The sequence below is a fragment of the Streptomyces sp. JLSY215 genome, from assembly GCF_059682825.1.
Window position 1 is genome coordinate 543,009 of the sequence record NZ_CM185022.1, and the last position, 17,969, is coordinate 560,977.

At 71.4% G+C, this 17,969-nt stretch carries 15 protein-coding genes; 11 read left to right on the plus strand and 4 right to left on the minus strand.

Translation table 11 applies throughout. From position 1 onward, the window contains the following. Nucleotides 1-251 precede the first annotated feature (251 nt). Both AC5677_RS02510 and AC5677_RS02515 read left to right on the plus strand, forming a co-directional pair. Nucleotides 252-1,049 carry a carbon-nitrogen family hydrolase gene (locus AC5677_RS02510; RefSeq protein ID WP_497193333.1) on the plus strand — a complete coding sequence of 266 codons (798 nt, stop codon included), beginning with the start codon at nt 252-254 and terminating at the stop codon, nt 1,047-1,049. A 164-nt stretch (nt 1,050-1,213) separates the two neighbouring features. Beyond that, nucleotides 1,214-4,006: a SpoIIE family protein phosphatase gene (locus AC5677_RS02515; RefSeq protein WP_497193334.1), complete on the plus strand. Its 2,793-nt coding sequence runs from the start codon at nt 1,214-1,216 to the stop codon at nt 4,004-4,006. Here the strand turns inward: AC5677_RS02515 and AC5677_RS02520 are convergent. Then, nucleotides 3,913-4,275 (minus strand): hypothetical protein, encoded by a 363-nt coding sequence (locus AC5677_RS02520; protein ID WP_497193335.1) that lies wholly within the window; start codon nt 4,273-4,275, stop codon nt 3,913-3,915. The two genes, AC5677_RS02515 and AC5677_RS02520, sit on opposite strands and share 94 nt — an antisense overlap. A gap of 122 nt (nt 4,276-4,397) precedes the next feature. Between AC5677_RS02520 and AC5677_RS02525 the strand changes: the two genes are divergently transcribed. Next, nucleotides 4,398-6,881 (plus strand): nucleic acid/nucleotide deaminase domain-containing protein, encoded by a 2,484-nt coding sequence (locus tag AC5677_RS02525; protein ID WP_497193336.1) that lies wholly within the window; start codon nt 4,398-4,400, stop codon nt 6,879-6,881. Nucleotides 6,882-6,971: 90 nt separating this feature from the next. On the opposite strand, the gene AC5677_RS02530 is transcribed toward AC5677_RS02525, so the two are convergent. Further along, entirely contained in the window at nt 6,972-9,401 is a 2,430-nt protein-coding gene (locus AC5677_RS02530; protein ID WP_497193337.1) for a helix-turn-helix domain-containing protein, read from the minus strand. A 163-nt stretch (nt 9,402-9,564) separates the two neighbouring features. Here AC5677_RS02530 and AC5677_RS02535 point away from each other — a divergent pair, with 163 nt between their 5' ends. From AC5677_RS02535 to AC5677_RS02560, 6 genes are all read left to right on the plus strand, one after another. Beyond that, nucleotides 9,565-10,632 carry an AfsR/SARP family transcriptional regulator gene (locus AC5677_RS02535; RefSeq protein ID WP_497193338.1) on the plus strand — a complete coding sequence of 356 codons (1,068 nt, stop codon included), beginning with the start codon at nt 9,565-9,567 and terminating at the stop codon, nt 10,630-10,632. Next, the gene (locus AC5677_RS02540; RefSeq protein ID WP_497193339.1) at nt 10,629-11,351 is read left to right on the plus strand and encodes a DUF6585 family protein; all 723 of its coding nucleotides are present in this window, start codon (nt 10,629-10,631) and stop codon (nt 11,349-11,351) included. Before AC5677_RS02535 ends, AC5677_RS02540 begins: the two co-directional genes overlap by 4 nt. A 129-nt stretch (nt 11,352-11,480) precedes the next feature. Then, nucleotides 11,481-12,236, plus strand: a complete 756-nt coding sequence (locus AC5677_RS02545; RefSeq protein WP_497193340.1) for a PE-PPE domain-containing protein — start codon at nt 11,481-11,483, stop codon at nt 12,234-12,236. A gap of 437 nt (nt 12,237-12,673) precedes the next feature. After that, nucleotides 12,674-13,057 carry a hypothetical protein gene (locus AC5677_RS02550; RefSeq protein ID WP_497193341.1) on the plus strand — a complete coding sequence of 128 codons (384 nt, stop codon included), beginning with the start codon at nt 12,674-12,676 and terminating at the stop codon, nt 13,055-13,057. Nucleotides 13,058-13,105: 48 nt separating this feature from the next. Beyond that, nucleotides 13,106-13,747 carry a hypothetical protein gene (locus AC5677_RS02555; protein ID WP_497193342.1) on the plus strand — a complete coding sequence of 214 codons (642 nt, stop codon included), beginning with the start codon at nt 13,106-13,108 and terminating at the stop codon, nt 13,745-13,747. 219 nt (nt 13,748-13,966) lie between these two features. After that, on the plus strand, nt 13,967-14,224 hold the full coding sequence (locus tag AC5677_RS02560; protein ID WP_497193343.1) for a hypothetical protein: 258 nt from the start codon (nt 13,967-13,969) through the stop codon (nt 14,222-14,224). Between the two features lie 263 nt (nt 14,225-14,487). Here AC5677_RS02560 and AC5677_RS02565 read toward each other — a convergent pair whose 3' ends face one another. Further along, entirely contained in the window at nt 14,488-15,615 is a 1,128-nt protein-coding gene (locus tag AC5677_RS02565; RefSeq protein WP_497193344.1) for an NADH:flavin oxidoreductase, read from the minus strand. A 342-nt stretch (nt 15,616-15,957) separates the two neighbouring features. Between AC5677_RS02565 and AC5677_RS02570 the strand changes: the two genes are divergently transcribed. Continuing rightward, nucleotides 15,958-17,022, plus strand: coding sequence for an NAD(+)/NADH kinase (locus AC5677_RS02570; protein WP_497193345.1), 1,065 nt, complete (start codon nt 15,958-15,960; stop codon nt 17,020-17,022). A 106-nt stretch (nt 17,023-17,128) separates the two neighbouring features. Here the strand turns inward: AC5677_RS02570 and AC5677_RS02575 are convergent, their stop codons facing one another. Beyond that, on the minus strand, nt 17,129-17,629 hold the full coding sequence (locus AC5677_RS02575) for a hypothetical protein (RefSeq protein WP_497193346.1): 501 nt from the start codon (nt 17,627-17,629) through the stop codon (nt 17,129-17,131). A 9-nt stretch (nt 17,630-17,638) separates the two neighbouring features. Between AC5677_RS02575 and AC5677_RS02580 the strand changes: the two genes are divergently transcribed. Next, nucleotides 17,639-17,959, plus strand: a complete 321-nt coding sequence (locus AC5677_RS02580; RefSeq protein WP_497193347.1) for a hypothetical protein — start codon at nt 17,639-17,641, stop codon at nt 17,957-17,959. Nucleotides 17,960-17,969: the final 10 nt, after the last annotated feature.

Sequence of the window (17,969 nt, forward strand, 5' to 3'; positions counted from 1 at the left end):
GGGGAAGTGTCCCGGCGGTTACCGGTGCGGGCGGCAGAGGTGTCGACCGCACCGGAACCGCGCGCCCCTCGTATGGGGCGCCGCCTGAGCCGCCGGTCCCCGAGGAAGGGGATGTCGATCAAGGTTGCGGCAGCTCGGCCGTGGTCCGGTGATGCAGGTGATGCGGTCCGGCGGGCGGGGGACGAGAATGGCAGGGAGGCCCCCGCGCCGTGGCCCCTCGCCGTCGGACGACGTCTGAAAGGTGGCAGGGCATGCGTGCTTCGCTGATCCAGCTGGCGGTGTCGGACAGCGAGTCGGCGGATGAACGCCGTGCGCATGCGGCCGAGTTGGTCCGTGGTCGGGCGGGGGACGACCTCGTGGTCCTGCCGGAGCTCTGGACGACCGGCGCCTGGGCCTACGACGCCTGGGAGACGGGCGCCGAACCGGTCGACGGGCCCACGGCCCGCGCCATGTCGCAGGCGGCGCGCGCCGCGGGCGTATGGCTGCACGCCGGCACCCTGGTGGAGCGCGGGAGCGACGGTGCGCTCCGCAACACCGCCCTGGTCTTCGACCGCGCCGGAACGCTGCGCGGGGTGTACCGGAAGATCCACCGCTACGGCTTCACCGTCGGCGAGGCCGCTCAAATGGCCGCGGGGCAGGACATCGTGACGGTCACCACCGAGTTCGGCACCCTCGGCATCGCCACCTGCTACGACCTGCGCTTTCCCGAGCTGTTCCGCGCGCTCGTCGATGCCGGAACGGAGATCCTGGTCGTGGCGTCCGCATGGCCGGCCCGGCGCCGTGAACAGTGGCGGATCCTGGTGCGAGCCCGCGCCGTCGAGGAACAGGCCGTCGTCCTGGCCTGCTGTGCCGGCGGCACGCACAGCGAGATGAAGCAGGCCGGCGGCAGCCTGATCGTCGACCCCTGGGGCACGGTGCTCGCCGAGGCCGGGGAGGGCGAGGCCGTGCTCACGGCGGACGTCGATGTGGGTGTGGTGACGGCGATCCGGGAAGAGCTGCCGGTCCTCCGGGATCGTGTCCTCGCCATCCCCGCGCCCCCGGCCAGGTAGGGCGCGGCCCGGCGCGCGGCGCCGTCCCCAGCGCGCGAGGGGTACCCATCCGCGCCGCTGTCGGTGCGCCTTCCGCAGCGCCGTGGGGCTCCTCGGACGGCGGGCGTGTTAAAAGTGTCGATATGTGGCGGAAACGGGGTCAGATCTCAGCACTGCTCCGACACATGCGGGCTGCGCTGATCCGACCCGTAAGCGCCCTCCGGCGCACCGGCCGTCACACGGTGTCGCGTACGGAGCCTCCCCCTGATGCGAGCGCAACCGCCGGCGGCGCGCCACGGCGGCGCGGCCGGCGCGTGCCGCGCAGCGTCTCCGGCCAGGTCTTCTGGCTGCAGTCGGCGATCGTGATCCTGCTGATCGGCACCGCGGGCGTGGCGCAGGTGATCCAGGCGCGGCACGCCAGCGAAGCCGAGGCCGGGGGCCGGTCGCTGGGTGTGGCCGAGGCGTTCGCCCATCAGCCGGGGGTCGCGGCGGCGCTGCGGACCTCCGATCCCACGGCCGCGCTGCAGCCGCTGGCCGAGGAGATCCGGCGCGCCTCGGGGGTGGACTTCCTGACCGTGCTGAGCCGTTCCGGCATCCGCTACACCGATCCCCTCCCCCGGCTGATCGGCCGTCGGGCGTCCGGTGACTGGGCGCGGGCGCTGACCGGTGAATCGTTCACGGAGAAATTCGTCGGTGCGCCCTCCGAGGCGATCCGGGCGGTGGTGCCGGTGAGGGATGCCCGCGGGAGGATCGTCGGCGTGGTCACGGCGGGCGTCGAGATCACCACGGTGTCCCAGGCGGTGAACCGGGAACTGCCGCTCCTCGCGGCGGCGGGGGCCGCGGCGCTCGCCCTGGCCGTGGGGGGTGCGGCGCTGGTGAGCCGACGGCTGCGGCTGCAGACGCACGGCATGGGGCCGGCGGAGATGACGCATATGTACGAGCATCACGACGCGGTGCTGCACGCCGTCCGTGAAGGAGTGCTCATCACCGGGGCCGACCGGCGGCTGATGCTGGCCAATGACGAGGCGCGGCGGCTGCTGAAGCTGCCCCCGGACGCCGAACGGCGCGATGTGCGCGACCTGGGTCTGGAAGCGGACTTCGCGGAGATGCTGGCGTCCTGCCGTCCCGTCACCGACGAGTTGCACCGCGCCCACGACCGTCTCCTGGCCGTCAGCTGCCGCCCGGCCGGCCGCCACGGCGGGAGCGTGGCGACCCTGCGGGACACCACGGAGCTGCGCGCGCTCACCGGCCGGGCGGAAGTGGCACGGGAGCGGCTGCAGCTGCTCTACGACGCCGGAATGCGCATCGGCACCACCCTGGATGTCGGGCGCACCGCGGAGGAGTTGACGGAGGTGTCGGTCCCGCGGCTCGCCGACGCCGTGACGGTCGATCTCGCGGAGCCGGTCCTGCGTGGCGACGAGCCCGGCCGGACGCACGGTACCGCCTTGTGCCGGGCGGCCACCGCCCACACACCGGGGATCCCTGCGCCGCCCGACAGGCCGATCGTGGTCCTGCCCGAGGAGGCGACCGCCGCCCCGCCCGACGAGGCGGCCGCCGTACCGGCCGGCGGTCGGTCCCTGCTGGTGCCCGATCTGGCCGCCGACAGCGCATGGCGGTCCGCTCACCCGCGGCTCGCAGGGACCCTCCTCGACCTCGGAATCCGGTCCCTGATCGCCGTCCCGCTCCGCGGCGGAGGCGCCGGGCTGGGAGTGGCGCAGTTCTGGCGCGCCGAGGGCCGCGCGCCGTTCGACGCGGACGACCTGTCCGCCGCGGAGGAGCTCGTCGCCCGGTCGGCGGTCTGTATCGACAACGCCCGCCGCTACGCGCGCGAGCACGCCATGGCCGTGACGCTCCAGCGCAGCCTGCTGCCGCGCGGCGTGCCCGAGCAGGACGCCCTCGACGTCGCCTACCGGTATCTGCCCGCCCAGGCCGGCGTCGGCGGGGACTGGTTCGACGTCATTCCGCTCCCCGGTGCGCGCGTCGCCCTGGTGGTCGGCGACGTGGTGGGCCACGGTCTGCACGCCGCGGCCACCATGGGCCGGCTGCGCACCGCCATCCACAACTTCGCCGGCCTCGACCTGCCGCCCGATGAACTCCTCAGCCATCTCGATGAGCTCGTCGCCCGGATCGACCAGGACGAGTCCGCCGACGGCCAGGGCCCGGCGGTCAGCGGCGCCACGGTGCTGTATGCGGTCTACGACTCCGTCTCCGGCCGGTGCGTCATGGCACGGGCCGGGCACCCGCCCCCCGCGGTCGTGCTCGCGGACGGCACCGTCACCTTCCCGCCGGTCCCCGCCGGACCGCCGCTGGGCCTGACCCAACTGCCCTTCGAGAGCGGCGAACATCTGCTGCCCGAAGGAAGCCGGCTCGTCCTCTACACCGACGGCCTCGTCTACGGCCGTACCCGCGGCATCGACGAAGGTCTCGGCCTCCTCCAGGCGGCCCTCGCCCGCTCCGGCCCCACCCCGGAACAAACCTGTACCGACGTGTGCGAAGCGCTGCTGCCCCCCGAGCCCGAAGACGACATCGCCCTGCTCGTCACCCGCACCAGGCGGCTCCCGGCCTCGCACGTCGCCGTGTGGGACGTGCCCCACGACCCCGCCGCCGTCTCCCCCGTCCGCGCAGCCGTCGTCGAACAACTCACCCGGTGGAACCTCGAAGAGGCCGCCTTCACCGCCGAACTCGTGCTCAGCGAACTGCTCACCAACGCCGTCCGCTACGGCACCCCGCCGGTCACCGTCCGCCTGCTGCGCGACCGCATCCTGACCTGCGAGGTATCCGACACCAGCAGCACCTCCCCGCACCTGCGGTACGCCGCCACCACCGACGAGGGCGGCCGCGGCCTGTACCTCGTCGCCCGCCTCGCCGAGCGTTGGGGAACCCGCTACACGCCCGACGGCAAGATCATCTGGGCGGAGCTGCCGGTGGGCGGGAACGAGGGTGCGCTGCTGGCGGTGTTCGAGGACGCGATCGAGTAGCGAGGCGGGCCGGCCGCCGGCTTCCGTGGCGGTCGGCCGCGCCGACGGCCCCTGGCCAGGAAGGGCGCCACCTCGGCGCTGGCCGCATAGACGGTGCCCTGGTGCAGGACGCTGTCGTACAGCTCCGAGACGGCCTCGTCGGCGGCGTCCGCATCGTCGCCCGCCAATGCCCGCACCACGTCCGGCAGGTCGTCGGCGCTGCCGTAGGCATGGGAGACGGCTGTCCAGAAACGCGCATCGAGACCTTCGAGCGCATGTACGAGATCCATGGAGAGATCATGGCAGGGGGGTCTGACAATCACCGGCCGCGGCCCGTTTCATCGGCATTTCAGCGGCTCGGGTGAGGGTGGGCGCGTCAGCACCGAGACGGCCCACCGGAGTTGCATCGCCCATGCCCGGCACCCCGCTCCCTTCCCAGGTCACCGCCGACCGGCAGCGCGCCCTCCGGAAGAAGAAGGGAAACCGTCATATCGGCTTCGGTGCGGCGTGGTGCCTTCTGGGCGTGCTCTGCTCGCTCTACACATCCGCACGCGCCGCGGGTACGTTCGCTCCCGTCTGGTACGGCCCCGTGCTCTGGGGTGCCTTTCTGATCGTCCGCGGCGGCCTCCTGCTGCGGAAACGCCGGGATGAAAGTGGGGCGCCCATGACACTCCCGTTCCGCGGCAAGCGCACCGCGCCGCCGGGTTCGCGGCTGCGGCTGCTCGTCACGGCCATCGTCGTGATGATGGTGGCGATCGCCCCGCTGACGGCGGAAACGCTGCCTGCCGCGTATGCCGTGCCCGCCGCCGCGCCCAAGCCCAAACCCCCGATGCCCGGTGAATGGGAGCAGATACCGCTCTACGACAGTCCGATCAGCCGGATCGGCTACGAGAGGCGGGTCAAGGCGGGCATGGCGACTCCCGGGGACGACAAGGCCTTGAACCGCAATGCCGCGGTCGGCTTCGTCGATATGACGTCGGAGGTCGCCGAGGCCCGGAATTCCAACGATCCCGAGAGCGCGCTCCAGAAGCTCAGCGAGAAGTACGGCAAGTTCGAGATCAGGGAGGCTGCGGACAATCCGGATCTGTTCGCGGCCCTCGGGCTGGACCCCGGCGTCACCGCCGTGCTGGTGGTTCCCACACTGAACAACCAGAACACTCGGCATTCGGAGATCGAGCTCCTCCGGACACTGGAGCGCAAGGCCATCTCCAGGGACCGGCTGCTGGCGTTGTGGTCCGAGCGTTCGCCGTGCAGGAACGGCCCCAGCTTCTGCTATTTCAAGCTCAAGAAATATGTGCCGCACATCAAGATTCTGTTCTCCGTTGCGCATCAGAGCTGGGAGGGCGGCGACTCCAAGGAAGTGCGTGACGCCATCGACAAGGCCCTCACCACTGAACTCGATCGCAAAAAGAAGAAGAAGGCCGCTCCCGACCCGAAGGCCGGGTCCGCAGTGGACTCCGCCTTCAACGCCGGCGGCGCAAGCGAGTGTCAGACCTCCGGTCTGGGGGCGGCGGGGCCCGTCCAGGGGGCGGCGGGGCCCGGTCAATCCATCGCCCTGATGGCGGCGCCGCGCTCCGGGGCCGTCCTCAGCGCCGCCTACCCCTGTGGCGACGGCGACGGCGAGAGCAATTCCCAGGGCAGGCAGCCGTCCGCGCTCGCCAAGATGCTGGCGAAACCCGAATCCGACCCCGGCGGTATCGACTTCTCCTCGCTGAATCTGCGCTATATGTCCGACACCGGCTCGGCCAAGACCGGCCTGCGTTATTCCATGGGGGCCGCGCCCGTCGGGACCAGTGGTGAGAACCGGCGGTCGGACGGGGTGAAGGCCGTACGGGAGGCATCGGACGCGTTCTTCGTCTGGCTTTCGCTGCGCCCGTCCGCGTTCTGGGTGAACCTCAACCCCAATGAGCCCGACCGCATTGTCGACGCCGAATTCGGGCGCACCGACGCCGGACGCATCCTGCTCCAGGCCGACTTGCGGATGAAGAAGACGATTGCCCAGCTCATCCACCCGGACACCGCACTCGGCGCCGATTACTGGCGCCGGATCCAGGGTGGCTGCATGTCCATGCGCACCTGGATCGTGCCGGGCGAGGCCAAGGTCCATGCGACGCAGGACGAGCTGTACATCATGGACGCGCCGCTCAAGGTGAAGATGGAGACGCAATACCTGAAAGGGCGTGGCGTCGCAGGCACCAAGGCATGCCCTCAGCAGGAGAAGTCCGTCGAGGAGCACAACGAGTCGCTGTTCCGGAACATGATTCTGCCGAAGGTGGAAAAGGCGGTGAACACCGCCCCACAGTATGCCGAGTTGCGCCGGGTCTATCTGAGCCGGGTGGCGGCCGAGTGGTACCGCGACGTCAGCCGGCAGAAGGAGACGACGTACTCGGAACTCATCGACCGGGGCGACGCCCGCCGATGGAACAGCAAGAGCAGCTGGAAGCCGCGCGACACTTTTGACGGCTACGTCGACTCCTACAAGAACGGCGAGTTCAAGGTCACGCGCCGCACGACGGAGGGCAATTCCGTCTATGTAAGGACCTATGTGTTCGGTGGTGTCGACCTGACGAGGGTCCCCTTCCACAAGGTGGATGACGGCCGGTTCAAGGCCGAGTGGCCGGATGCGTCCACGAACGTCGACCGGTCCTGGGACCGGCCCGTCCGGGGCGCCGGCGGCAACGCACAGATCCTGCTGCTGAGCGGCGGCCCTTCCCCGGCCGAGGCGCGGAACGCCGGGGACCAGGAGTTCTCCTGGGCGGAATTCGTGGATGCGGCGCCGTTCCGTTGGGGGCTGCTGGGGGCCGTGATCGTCGCGTTCTTCGTGACCAAGTGGCGGCTGCGCCGCCGGACGGCGTCCGCGGTCACCCGGACCCGGCATCCCGGGCTGGGCGGATGACCACGGTGTGCGCTCCGCCCGCCGGCCGCTCTTCCGGGGTCGGGGAGCCTTCCTCGGGTGCGCAGGGCGGCGGTGCGGCGGAGACAGCAGCTATCGGCTGGCGGTGGGGCCACCTGGTCCGGTCGGCTGTGGGGGGACGCGCGGTGACCGGTAGCCGCGGGCGAGGTGGTGTTGCAGGCGGGCGTGGCGGAACTGGTAGACCGCGCCGGCCTGGCGGAGTACGCCCCGTTGGTAGGCGTCTTCGAGGAAGGCGACGACGGACCAGGGCAGCCGGCCGGTCAGCGGCAGCCAGATGCGGGAGAAGACCGCCCAGTGGCCCCAGGCGGTCAGACTGAGCGCGTAGCCGAGGGCGCCGCCGAGGCCGCCGATGACGCCGAGCTTGAGCGCGGCCGTGAGGTTCCAGACGACCGGGCCCACGATCTGCGACATGGGCCAGATCACCACCATGGATCCCAGGCCGACCAGGAGTCCGAAGAGGGGTGCCCAGACCAGGAGTTGGGTGGCGACGGTCCTGGAGTTGGTGCGCAGCAGGCCGACCGGGTTGACGGCGGACCGGATGTCGAGAGGGGCTTCGAAGAGGGTCAGGAGGCCGAAGGTGGGGCCGGCTCCCAGCGCGAACACCAGGCCGTAGATGAGGCCGTCGCCGAGGCCGATGACCAGGACGATCGAGGGGGCGACGTGCGCGAAGACGCCGTTGAGCACGCCGCGTACGAACCCGTAGGCGAGGCCGAAGACGAGCCCGCACAGGAGCCCGATCGCCAGTCGGGACAGGGATCTCCGCCGGGTTTTCCCTTCCCTGCCGAATATCTTCATGCGCATGACGGACGGCTCCACTGCCGCATCCTTGGCCGCGATCAGGAACCAGTACGCGATGGCGAACAGGAGTCCGGAGAGGGATCCGGCCACCAGCCCGTCCGCGAGCTGGAAGGCGAAGGAGTCGAAGAGGGTGCCGACGACGCAGTCGGCGAGCCCGACGGCCAGGGAGATCACCACTGCGGTCACCAGGGTGCGGGTGGTGCGGCGCAGGCCGTAGCCGAGCCGCCACCACTCCAGGTTCGGGGTGTCGAGCCGGGTCAGGTGGTGGGCCAGGTAGCCGAGCCAGTACTGGGCGCGTTCCGGGTCGAAGGCGCGGCGCGGTCCGCGGCTCGGGCGGTGGCCGGGCCGCGGGCGGTAGACGGTGGCGGTGAAGTTGTCGAGGAGGTGGTCCTCCAGTTCCTCGGGGCTGCCGAAGCGCTCGGTGTCCAGCAGCGAGGCCGGGTCGTGGTCGGGGGTGTCGCTGTAGACGGCGCGGGCGAGGGTGACCATCAGCGGAGTGGTCAGCACCGCGGCAAGGTGGGCGGCCGCCTGACTGTGCGGCCGCTCGCGCAGCTCGCTCAGCACGGGGTCCCAGACGGTCGCGGAGCGCGCCCCGCCGCGGGCCTTGCGCGTGGTGCGCGGCAGATAGTCGGCCAGGTCGTTCAGGGTGAGATCGGTCAGGTCCACCGCGGCGGCGGAGGTGAGCACATCGGTCTCCGCCACCGCGGCGGCGTACTCACCCGGACGGCTCGTCAGCAGCAGCGGGAGCGTGGTGGCGTTGAGCGCCTCCAACGCGGGACGGCGCAGGCCGTCGGCTATCTCGTCGAAGCCGTCCAGTACGGGGAGCACCCGGCCGGTCTCGACGAGTGCGCCGGCCAGGCTCGTCCCGTCGGGTCCCCGGGTGGCGAGGCCGGGGTGATCGCGCGTCAGCTGGGCGGCCAGCCAGTCCCGGAAGGTGATGGCGGTGGGATCCCACGAGCCGATGCTGAAGATCACCGGTACGGCTTCGGTGCGGCCTCTCGTCTTCAGGTGGTCCAGGACGAACCGCACGGCGAGAATCGTCTTCCCGGAGCCCGAGCGGCCCAGCACCACCAGCCGTCCGGACGGGATCCGCCGGTAGACGCCCACGATCTCGTCGAGTTGTCCGCTGAGGTCCAGCGGGCCGTGCGTCCCCCCGGCAGGCAGGCGGCGGATGTTGGCCCAGTGGTCGGTCAGCTCCTCGGCCACCGGCCGCCAGCGCACCGGCAGCGGGTAGGGGTCGTGGACCTGCCGCTGCTCCTCCTCGCGCCGCCAGCGGGCGGCCACCGTCTGCGCGAGCTGATCGGCGATGTCGGTCAGGGTGTCGTGCAACGCCGATCCCGGGCGGCTGCCGGCGACCTGTTCCGCATGGCCGGTTGCGTCGTCCGGCCGGCTCCGCTCCTCGGCCGGCTCCGCCGCCCGGTCCCCCTCTCCGTCCCCGCCCCCGTCGCCGGTCGAGTCCGTCGGCCGGCTCCCGTCCCCGGTCCGGTGGACGGCGGCCGCCAGCAGCTCCTCGCGTTCCTCGGGGCTCAGCCGGAGCGCATCGGCCAGCAGCCGCACCGTGGTCACCCTGGGGTCGGCGCGCTCGCCGGTCTCCAACCCTCGGATGGTGCGCACGCCCACTCGGGCGCGCTCCGCCAAGCCCTCCTGAGTCATCCCCGCTTCGCGGCGCAGCCGCCGCAACAGCGTGCTGAACTCACTGGTCACAGGTCACGGCCTTTCCCCCGGCGTGTCGATTTCCCCAGGTGAGGGACTCTAGCGCGGCCACCGGCCGGATATGGCCGGTCTGTTGGCCTGTCGCTTGCCCGGTGCCGTGGCCAGTGTCGACGGCATCCGCCAGACCGACCGCCCGGCGCCAGGGGAGCCCACGATGCCGACGACCGCAATCACCGGTCAGCCAACCGTCACCACGCTCACGCATCAGGAGCGCGAGGTGCTCTACGCGGTCGGCTGTGGCCTGCGAGACGCCGAGGTCGCCTCCGCCCTCGCGCTCCCCAAGGACGCCGTGGCCGGGCATCTCGCGCGGATCCTCGCCAAACTCGGTCTGCGCGACCGGGCCGCCGCCATCGTCCACGCCTTCGACAGCGGACTCGTCGTCCCCGGCCACGGCCCTCGCGAGGCGGCGGGCCCGGTGCCGCGAACCGTCGTCCGTCAGGCGGGCGATCCGCAGGTGCGGATCTCCGTACTCGGACCGCTGCGGGCATGGCGCGACGGACAGCCCGTGGACCTGGGGCATCTCCGCCAGCAAGCCGTACTGGCGGCGCTGGCGCTGTGCCCCGACCGGGCGGTCAGCCAGCAGGAACTCCTCGACGGGGTGTGGGGGATGGAGCCGCCGATCACGAAGGTGGTGCCGGTCTACATCTACCGGCTGCGGAAGATCCTGCGCCTCGGGGACAGCCCGGACTCGGTGATCCGGCGCGACCGGTGCGGCTACCGGCTGGTCCCCGGCGCAGTCGAGGTGGACGTGGCGCGCATGGAGCATTTGGTCACCGCCGCCGGGACGGCCGAGCGGGCGGGTGAGTTGACCGAGGCGATCCGCGTCTGCTCCCAGGCGCTGGACCTGTTCCGCGGGGAGCTCCTGGCCGGCCTTCCCGGGCCGTTCGCCGAGCTGGAGCGGCTGCGGCTCACCGAGCGCAGGATCGCCCTCGTACAGCGGAAGCTGGACTGGCAGCTGCGGCTGGGCCGGCACTCCGAGGCGATCGCCGAGCTGTGGGCCCTTGCCGCGGAGCAGCCCCTGAACGAACCGGTCGCCGCGATGCTGATGCGTGCGCTGTACCGCAGCGGCCGGCGCGCCGATGCGTTGACCGTGTTCGACCGCACCCGCCGCCGTCTGGCCGACGACCTGGGGGTGCCGCCGAGCCGGCTGCTGAGCCAGACGCATCAGATGGTCCTGCGCGGGCACGACACCGGCCTCGGCCTCACCCGGACCACGCCATGACCCGACCGACGCCGCGTACGCGCGGTGCCGAGCTGCTGCTGGCGAGGATCTCCGCGGCGGCCGGCCGCGCACGCCTCGGCAAGCGCCGTGCCACCTATGCGGGCGCCGCGCACCCGGCGCACGCGCCTGCCGGCCCGGTGCGGGTGGTCCGGGGTCTGCTGGCCTTCGCCCGGTACGGCCGGTTCTCCGGGACGAAGGCGCGGGCGGACGCGCGACTGGACCTGTACGAACACGGGATGACGGTGGTCCTCAAGGGGCGGATCCGTGTCATCCGCTACGACACCACCTCGGTGTTCCAGGAGAGCGTCCGGCCCGCGCACGACGCGGCCCGCGGCGGCTCCGCGCGTACCTGGACGCTCACCGACGTCGACGGGCGGCAAATCGTGCTGCTCGGCGGTCCGGAGGACGGCGACGCGAAGGAATGGGGCTCCGAGATCGAACGGGCCGTCACCCATGCCCAGCTGCCCCAGGCATGGGCCGCACTGGACAAGGGCAAGCGGCTCACCTTCGGGGACCTCTGGCTGACCACGGAGAAGGTCGGATCCGCAGAGGTGTCCGCGCGATGGCCACAGGTGCGGCGGATCGAGAGGAAGAACGACGCCATCAGGCTCAACATCGACGGGAATTGGCACAGGCTGGGCCCGACGGCGTCCACCGTCCCGAATCTCTTCGTCTTCTGCACGCTCGTTGAGCGCTTTCACGCAGACGGCGTGCACTGATGACGACGAGCCGCCCCCGAGCGCCTGCGCCGGCGCCCCGTCCGTTTCATCGCCATTCCAACGGCGCGGCTAACGTCATACCCGATCACAGCAGTTGTGTCCTACCTCAGTTCGAGGAGAAGCAGAGCGATGACCTTGTCCAGCAGATGGAAGCGGGCGATCGGCGCGGTCGGTGCGGCGGCAGCCATGGTGGCCGTCAGCGCCGCCGCACCCGCCGTTGCCCACGCCGAGCCGGTGCACCACTACTACCTGGAGGTCGGCGGCACGGGCTCGGCGGCCCCCGCACCCGACTGCACCTCCACCTTCGCGTTCGCCAACAAGCACCTCAACGGCGGCATCCCCGTACCGGTCTGCTATCCGGCGAGCGCCGGCCCCTGGCTCAACGGCCAGAATGCTCCGGACATCAACGCACCGAGCTACGACGCCAGCGTGCGCGAGGGGTACCGCAATCTCCTGGCGACCGCCGAGGCCACCTACCGCCGCGATCCGGGCGCCCGTTTCACGATCGTCGGCTACTCGCAAGGCGCGCAAGTGGCCGACCAGGTGCTCGAGACGATAGCCGCCGGCCGCACCGCCATCCCTCGCTCGCAGGTGAACGGCATGCTGTACGCCGACCCCCGGCAGCCCGACACCGGCCTCTGGGCCCGGGTTCCGAAGGGGTGGAGCGCCTTCGGGTTCACCTCCACGGGCGCCGGCCCGGCGAAGTTCGACGGCGTGCCGGTGCAGCGCTTCTGCATCCGCACCGACCTGGCGTGCGATGCCACCTCGGTCCAGTCCGTCCCCGGCTTCCTGTACCAGCACCCGAAGTACTGGCAGGACGGCAATGTCATGACGCAGACCATCGGCCATGACGGCGGTGACGGGGTCACCTGGGTCGACGCCTGATCGCCCCTACCTGATCGCCCCTCCTGACCGTGCCGTCAAGTGAGCCCGCACTGCGGCTCGTTGAAGAACGGCAGTGACACGGCAGGAAACGGCAGTGAAACGGCAGCCGGTTCCCACAACCTGAGGCGGCTCGAGGCCACCTTCGGCTCGACCGTGCCCCTCCCGGAGCCGATGACCGGTTCATCGGCTCCGGGACTCCGCACCGCCCCGAGCCCGCACGGGCCCGCGCGCGCAAGAGCGCCGGTTCCTCCCGAAACCTCCGGCCCCCGCGCATGATCGAGATTTCATCGCCATTTCAATGCCACCCACGACAGTGGGCGGACAAAGCGCCGAACAAGCCGAACAAGCCGAACAACCAGTCGTGCATCCGGGTCCGTTACGTGGATCCATCGGTGCGCGTACTCAGTGAATGAACGGGTGTCCCTGTGGATGATCTCTTGCACAAACTGGTTTCCGCCGTCATCACCGGAGCGCTGATCGCCCTGGTGGGATATCTCAGCGTGACGGTACGCAGGCGGCGGGTCGCCCGGGAGGAGGCCGCCGCGCCGGCCCCGGTCGAGGACCGCACGCAGACCCTGCTGCGTCAGGCCCGGCAGCGGGACGCCGGCCGCGACGCGCTGGCGACGCAGGGCCGTCCGGTGGAAGCGCTGGCACAGGCCCGGGAGGCCGCCGATCTCTGGCGTGAGCTCACCCGGGTCCGGCCGGGGCGGTTCCAAACGGAACGCAGGGCAGCGCTGGAGCGGCTGAGCGAACTGCTCGCCGACACGGGAGAAGTGCAGCAGGCAGCGCAGATCCGCCAGGAAGCCGCCGGACTCTCCTGACGGAGCACGGGAAGGCACGGAATAGCACGGGAAAACAAGGAGACCGCAATGCCCGCCGCGATCTGGTCCGGCCGAAACGCAACTCCGGAAACGGCTGCCGCCGACGTCGCCGCGGCGCTGCAGGACGAACTCGGTCTTGCGCAGCCGCCGTTGGCCACGACCTTGCCGGCCGAGAGCACCGGCGTACCGGCCGGAAGTCTGCTCCCGCCGCGCGAACGGTTCAGCGGAATGCCCGCGCCCACGCACTGCTTCATCTACGTCGATGCCCACACGCCCAGGGCGTTCGAACTGCGCGCTTCGGTCATGAGCGGGCGCTCGGGAATTCGTCGGAGCATCGGCCTGAGCCACCTCCTGTACGCGGTGCCGCTGACGCCGCCGGTTCCCTCGCGCATCGAGCTGAGTGCGGACCGCGACTCCGCGCCCGCCCCCTTCGAAGGAGACCCCGCCACCGCGACCCGTCTGAACGGGGACACCCAGCTGGTCGACATGGGCCATGCGCTGACACCCACCACGGCCGGTCCCGACCGGAACCACACCTGGCAGGTGGCACGACGGCTGACGATCGAACCGCTCCCCCAGGGTTCGGTCCTGCTCGTCCAGACCCTGCACCGTCCCACCGCCCGCGCCTGGTCCCTCGGCGCCCGCGCCGTGCTGGACTTCGCCCACCGCGCCGAGACGGCACTCGGGTAGCGCAGCTCTTCCGGGGGTGCCCCCTGGAAGAGCGCGCGGGTTCCCGGCGACAGGTGCCGGGGCCGCTGGGTGCGACAGCCAAGCCGGACCCGACAACGCCGGCCGCACGGTCGGCGGAAGCAACCCTTCCTGGGTGTGCGGCGGTCTTACCAGGCGTCGTGCTCAGAGGATCAGCCTCTGCCGCCTCGTGGTGGTGAACCGACTGGAAGGGCGCACTCCATGGTGCTGGATCCCCGCTTCTGCCTGGACGTTCCGGAAGGTTTCGACGACTCGGACGCGGAGACCGGGGTGCACCCCATGGCCAGGAAGCTGTTCCTCGCCACCACTGCCGCGGACGCCTTCAAGAAGGCCCATGAGTGGGTGCGGGAACAAAAAATCCGCCTGACGGACGTGTCGTGGGATTTCTTCCACGACGAGGACGAGCCCTACTGCCTGAGCATCTATTTCACCTTCGAGCCGGCTCCCGAGGACACCTGACCACGATGGTGCGGAGCGGGTGTGCGGAGCGGGTGTGCGGAGCGGGTGTGCGGAGCGGGCGTGCGGAGCGGGCGTGCGGAGCGGGTGTGCGGAGCGGGCGTGCACCGCGCCGGTGGCGCAGGCCGATGCCCGCGAGGAGCTGAACCGGGCGGTCGCGCCGGGCCGCCCGGTCGTGCGCGGCCGGCAGCACGCCGCCGGGGCCCGCGATAAGGGCCCCGGCCGCATGCTCTGGTCCGCCCGTGCTCCGACGTGGCCGGCGCGTCCTAGTGCAGCGTCCGCAGCGCCGCCGCGTCGTACGGCTTCAGCTCCTCGGACCGGCCTTCCAGGACCTTTGCCGCCCACTCCGGGTCCTGGAGCAGGGCGCGGCCGACGGCGACCATGTCGAACTCGTCGCGCTCCAGACGGTCGAGGAGGTTGTCGATGCCCTGGACCGGGGAGCCCTCGCCCGCGAACGCGCGGATGAAGTCGCCGTCGAGGCCGACCGAGCCGACGGTGATGGTGGGCCGGCCGGTGAGCTTCTTGGTCCAGCCCGCCAGGTTCAGGTCCGAGCCCTCGAACTCCGGGAGCCAGTAACGGCGGGTGGAGGCGTGGAAGGCGTCGACGCCGGCCGCGGCGAGCGGGGTCAGTATCGCCTCCAGCTCCTCCGGGGTCTCGGCGAGCCGCGCGTCGTAGGCCTCCTGCTTCCACTGCGAGTAGCGGAAGATCACCGGGAAGTCGGGCGAGACGGTCGCGCGGACGGCGGCCACGATCTCGGCCGCGAACTTCGTACGGGCCACGGAGTCGCCCCCGTAGGCGTCGGTGCGGCGGTTCGTCGCCGCCCACAGGAACTGGTCGAGGAGGTAGCCGTGGGCGCCGTGCAGTTCGACGCCGTCGAAGCCAATGCGCTCGGCGGCCGCGGCGGCCTCGGCGAAGGCGCCGATGACGTCGTCCAGGTCGCGCTGGGTCATCGCCTTGCCGGCGTTCTCGGTGCCGTCGACGCGGATGCCGGAGGGGCCGACGGCGGGAGCATCGGCGAAGGGCGGCTCGCCCTGCTTGCGCACCATGCCGATGTGCCACAGCTGCGGCACGATCGTGCCGCCCGCCTCGTGGACGGCGTCGGCGACCTTCGCCCAGCCCGCCAGCTGCTCCTCGCCGTGGAACCGCGGCACACGGTCGCTCTGCCCGGCCGAATCGTGGCCGACGTAGGTCCCCTCGGTGACGATCAAGCCCACCCCCGCGGCGGCGCGACGGGCGTAGTACGACCGCACGTCCTCACCGGGGACGCCGCCCGGGGAGAACATGCGCGTCATCGGCGCCATCGCGATGCGGTTCGGGACGGTCAGTCCGTTCAGCGCGATGGGCCGGGACAGGATCTCGGCCGCGCGGGAGCCGGAGGGCGTAGTGACGGTCACGGAGTGCTCCTCGTAGGTACCAGTCGGTATGTGCACACGCATTCAATGCGTGCAGGCGTCAACCGTCCCCGGCGGTGGCGGCATTCCGACCCTTCGGCAAACGCCCCTGTGATCCCGGACACGTGAGGGGGGTGACTGGGGCGGCCAGCGCGCCGCCCCGGCCACCCCGACCATCTCGGCAGAGCCCGATGCGCCCGTTAGGATGCCCGAAGAAAGCAGGATAAATATCGCCAAAAGGGTCACTGTCAGGCTTCCGAGCCGCGGCGGGCGGGAAGCCGGCGACCGTCCGGACCGGGGCCCCGTAGCGGCGGTCGGACAGGGCATCCGGAGAGAGGGCGCTGCGTGAGCGTGCAACGGGTGGGCATCGTCGTCCACGGCGGGCGTCCCGCCGCCGTGGCGGCCGCCGACATCGTCCGACGATGGTGCGCGCGCCAGGGCGTCGGCTGCGTCGCCATCGACGTGTGGAGTCAGGACGAGCAACGGCGCGATGCCCGGGACGAAGTCGATGCCGCCGGCGACCCCGACCTGATCGTCACGCTCGGCGGAGACGGCACCTTCCTCCGCGGAGCGCGCCTGGCCGCACAGAACGACGCGCTGGTCCTCGGCGTCGACCTGGGCACCCTCGGCTTCCTGACCGAAGTCCCGGCCGACGATGTCGAGTGCGCCCTGGACTCCGTCCACCGCGGTGAGGTGAACGTCGAGACCCGCCTGATGCTGACGATGCGGGCGTCCCGGCCGCTGGGACTCCCCGAGGGAATGGAAGCCCTCCTGCGCTACGGCCGGGGTCCCGCGCTCCCGGCTCCGCTGGTGCGCCCCGAGTGCGCCGTCGCCCTGGACTGGGGGGTGGCCCTCAATGTGACGGCCCTCAACGACATCGTCCTGGAGAAACTGGCCCGCGACCGGCAGGTCTCCCTCGGTGTGTACCTCTCGGGCCGGCTGCTCGCCTCCTACTCCGCCGACGCCGTCCTGGTCGCCACCCCCACCGGATCCACCGCCTACAGCTTCGCCGCCGGCGGCCCCGTCGTCTCCCCTGGAGCCGACGCCATCGTCTTCACCCCGGTCGCTCCGCATATGACCTTCAACCGCTCGGTGGTCGCCGCCCCCGACGAGGCCGTCGCCCTGCGCGTCCTGGAACATTCCGGCCGCGCGGCGGTCAGCGTCGACGGGCAGTTGCGCGGCGTCCTCGACCCGGGAGACTGGATCGGTGTCTACGCCGCTCCCCAGCGCCTGCGCGTCGTACGGCTCAAGCCGACCGACTTCTACGGCAGGCTGCGTGAGCGCATGCGCCTGACCGATGCGCCCGCGGCGGACGACGCGGACGTCACCCCCTTGTGGCCCCACACCACCCCGGCCCCCGACGACCTCGCACACCTGCGCCTGCCGCCGCTGCCCGCGGACGCCGACTGATCCGGCCGGCGCTCATCGACGGTTACGTGGGCAGCACCCGGCGAAGGCCCCCGGAACCCTGGGCCCGGAGCGGGGAACGGAACGCTCAACGCGACGTGGAACAGCGTCAGTTCGGCGCCGAGGACGGGTGGTCGATCCGGGTCGGGACGGGACTTCCGGCGTCCGAGCCCCGGTCGAAGGGTGGTGTCGACCCGGCCATGCTGAGGTATCCGTTCAGACTCTGCGCGACGGTGAGCCCGTATCCGTCGGATGTCCGGGCATAACCGACCCACGGCCGCGGATCGCTAATGGTTTGCGTCTCCCAGCCTTGATCGCCCCAGGCGCGCATCACCAGATCGAAATGCCGATCGCAGGTATCGGGAGTGGTGCCTAGCACCCAGTACCTGATGTCGAAGAACTCCAGGTCGCTGTCGGGGTCGTGTGCGTCCCAGGACAGGGTGACACCGCGGTGAAACACCGCCAGGGGAAGGTCCGGATGCCGTAGTGCCAGCGCCAGTTCGGTTGACTGGCCGTCCTGATCGCCGACTTGACCCCCGGCGGCGACCTCCGCCTGCTGTTTCTCGACGAACCGACGGTCGCCGAGTGGAACGAGCCGCTGCGCCATCATTACGCGTGCGTGTTCCGCGGGGAGCGTCCCGCGAGCGTCGGCGCCGCCGACATCGCCTCCCGCGCCGCTGCTCTCCTCGGCTCGGCAGGCTGGGACGTCGCGGCGTCGGAGGAGACCGACGGCGCAAAGCACAGCATCGTGGTCACCGGCCGCCGCGACGGCAGCAGCATCGACATCCGCGTGGGCGACCACACGTCCGCCGTGATGTTCAGCGCGCGGACGCCGACGTTGGCCCTGCACACGCCGGAGGAATTCCAGTGGCCGGAGCCGCTGCGGACACCCGAAACCCTCACGCCCGGATGTGTGCTGTCTACGAGTGCGACGGCCTAGGCGCATGCCC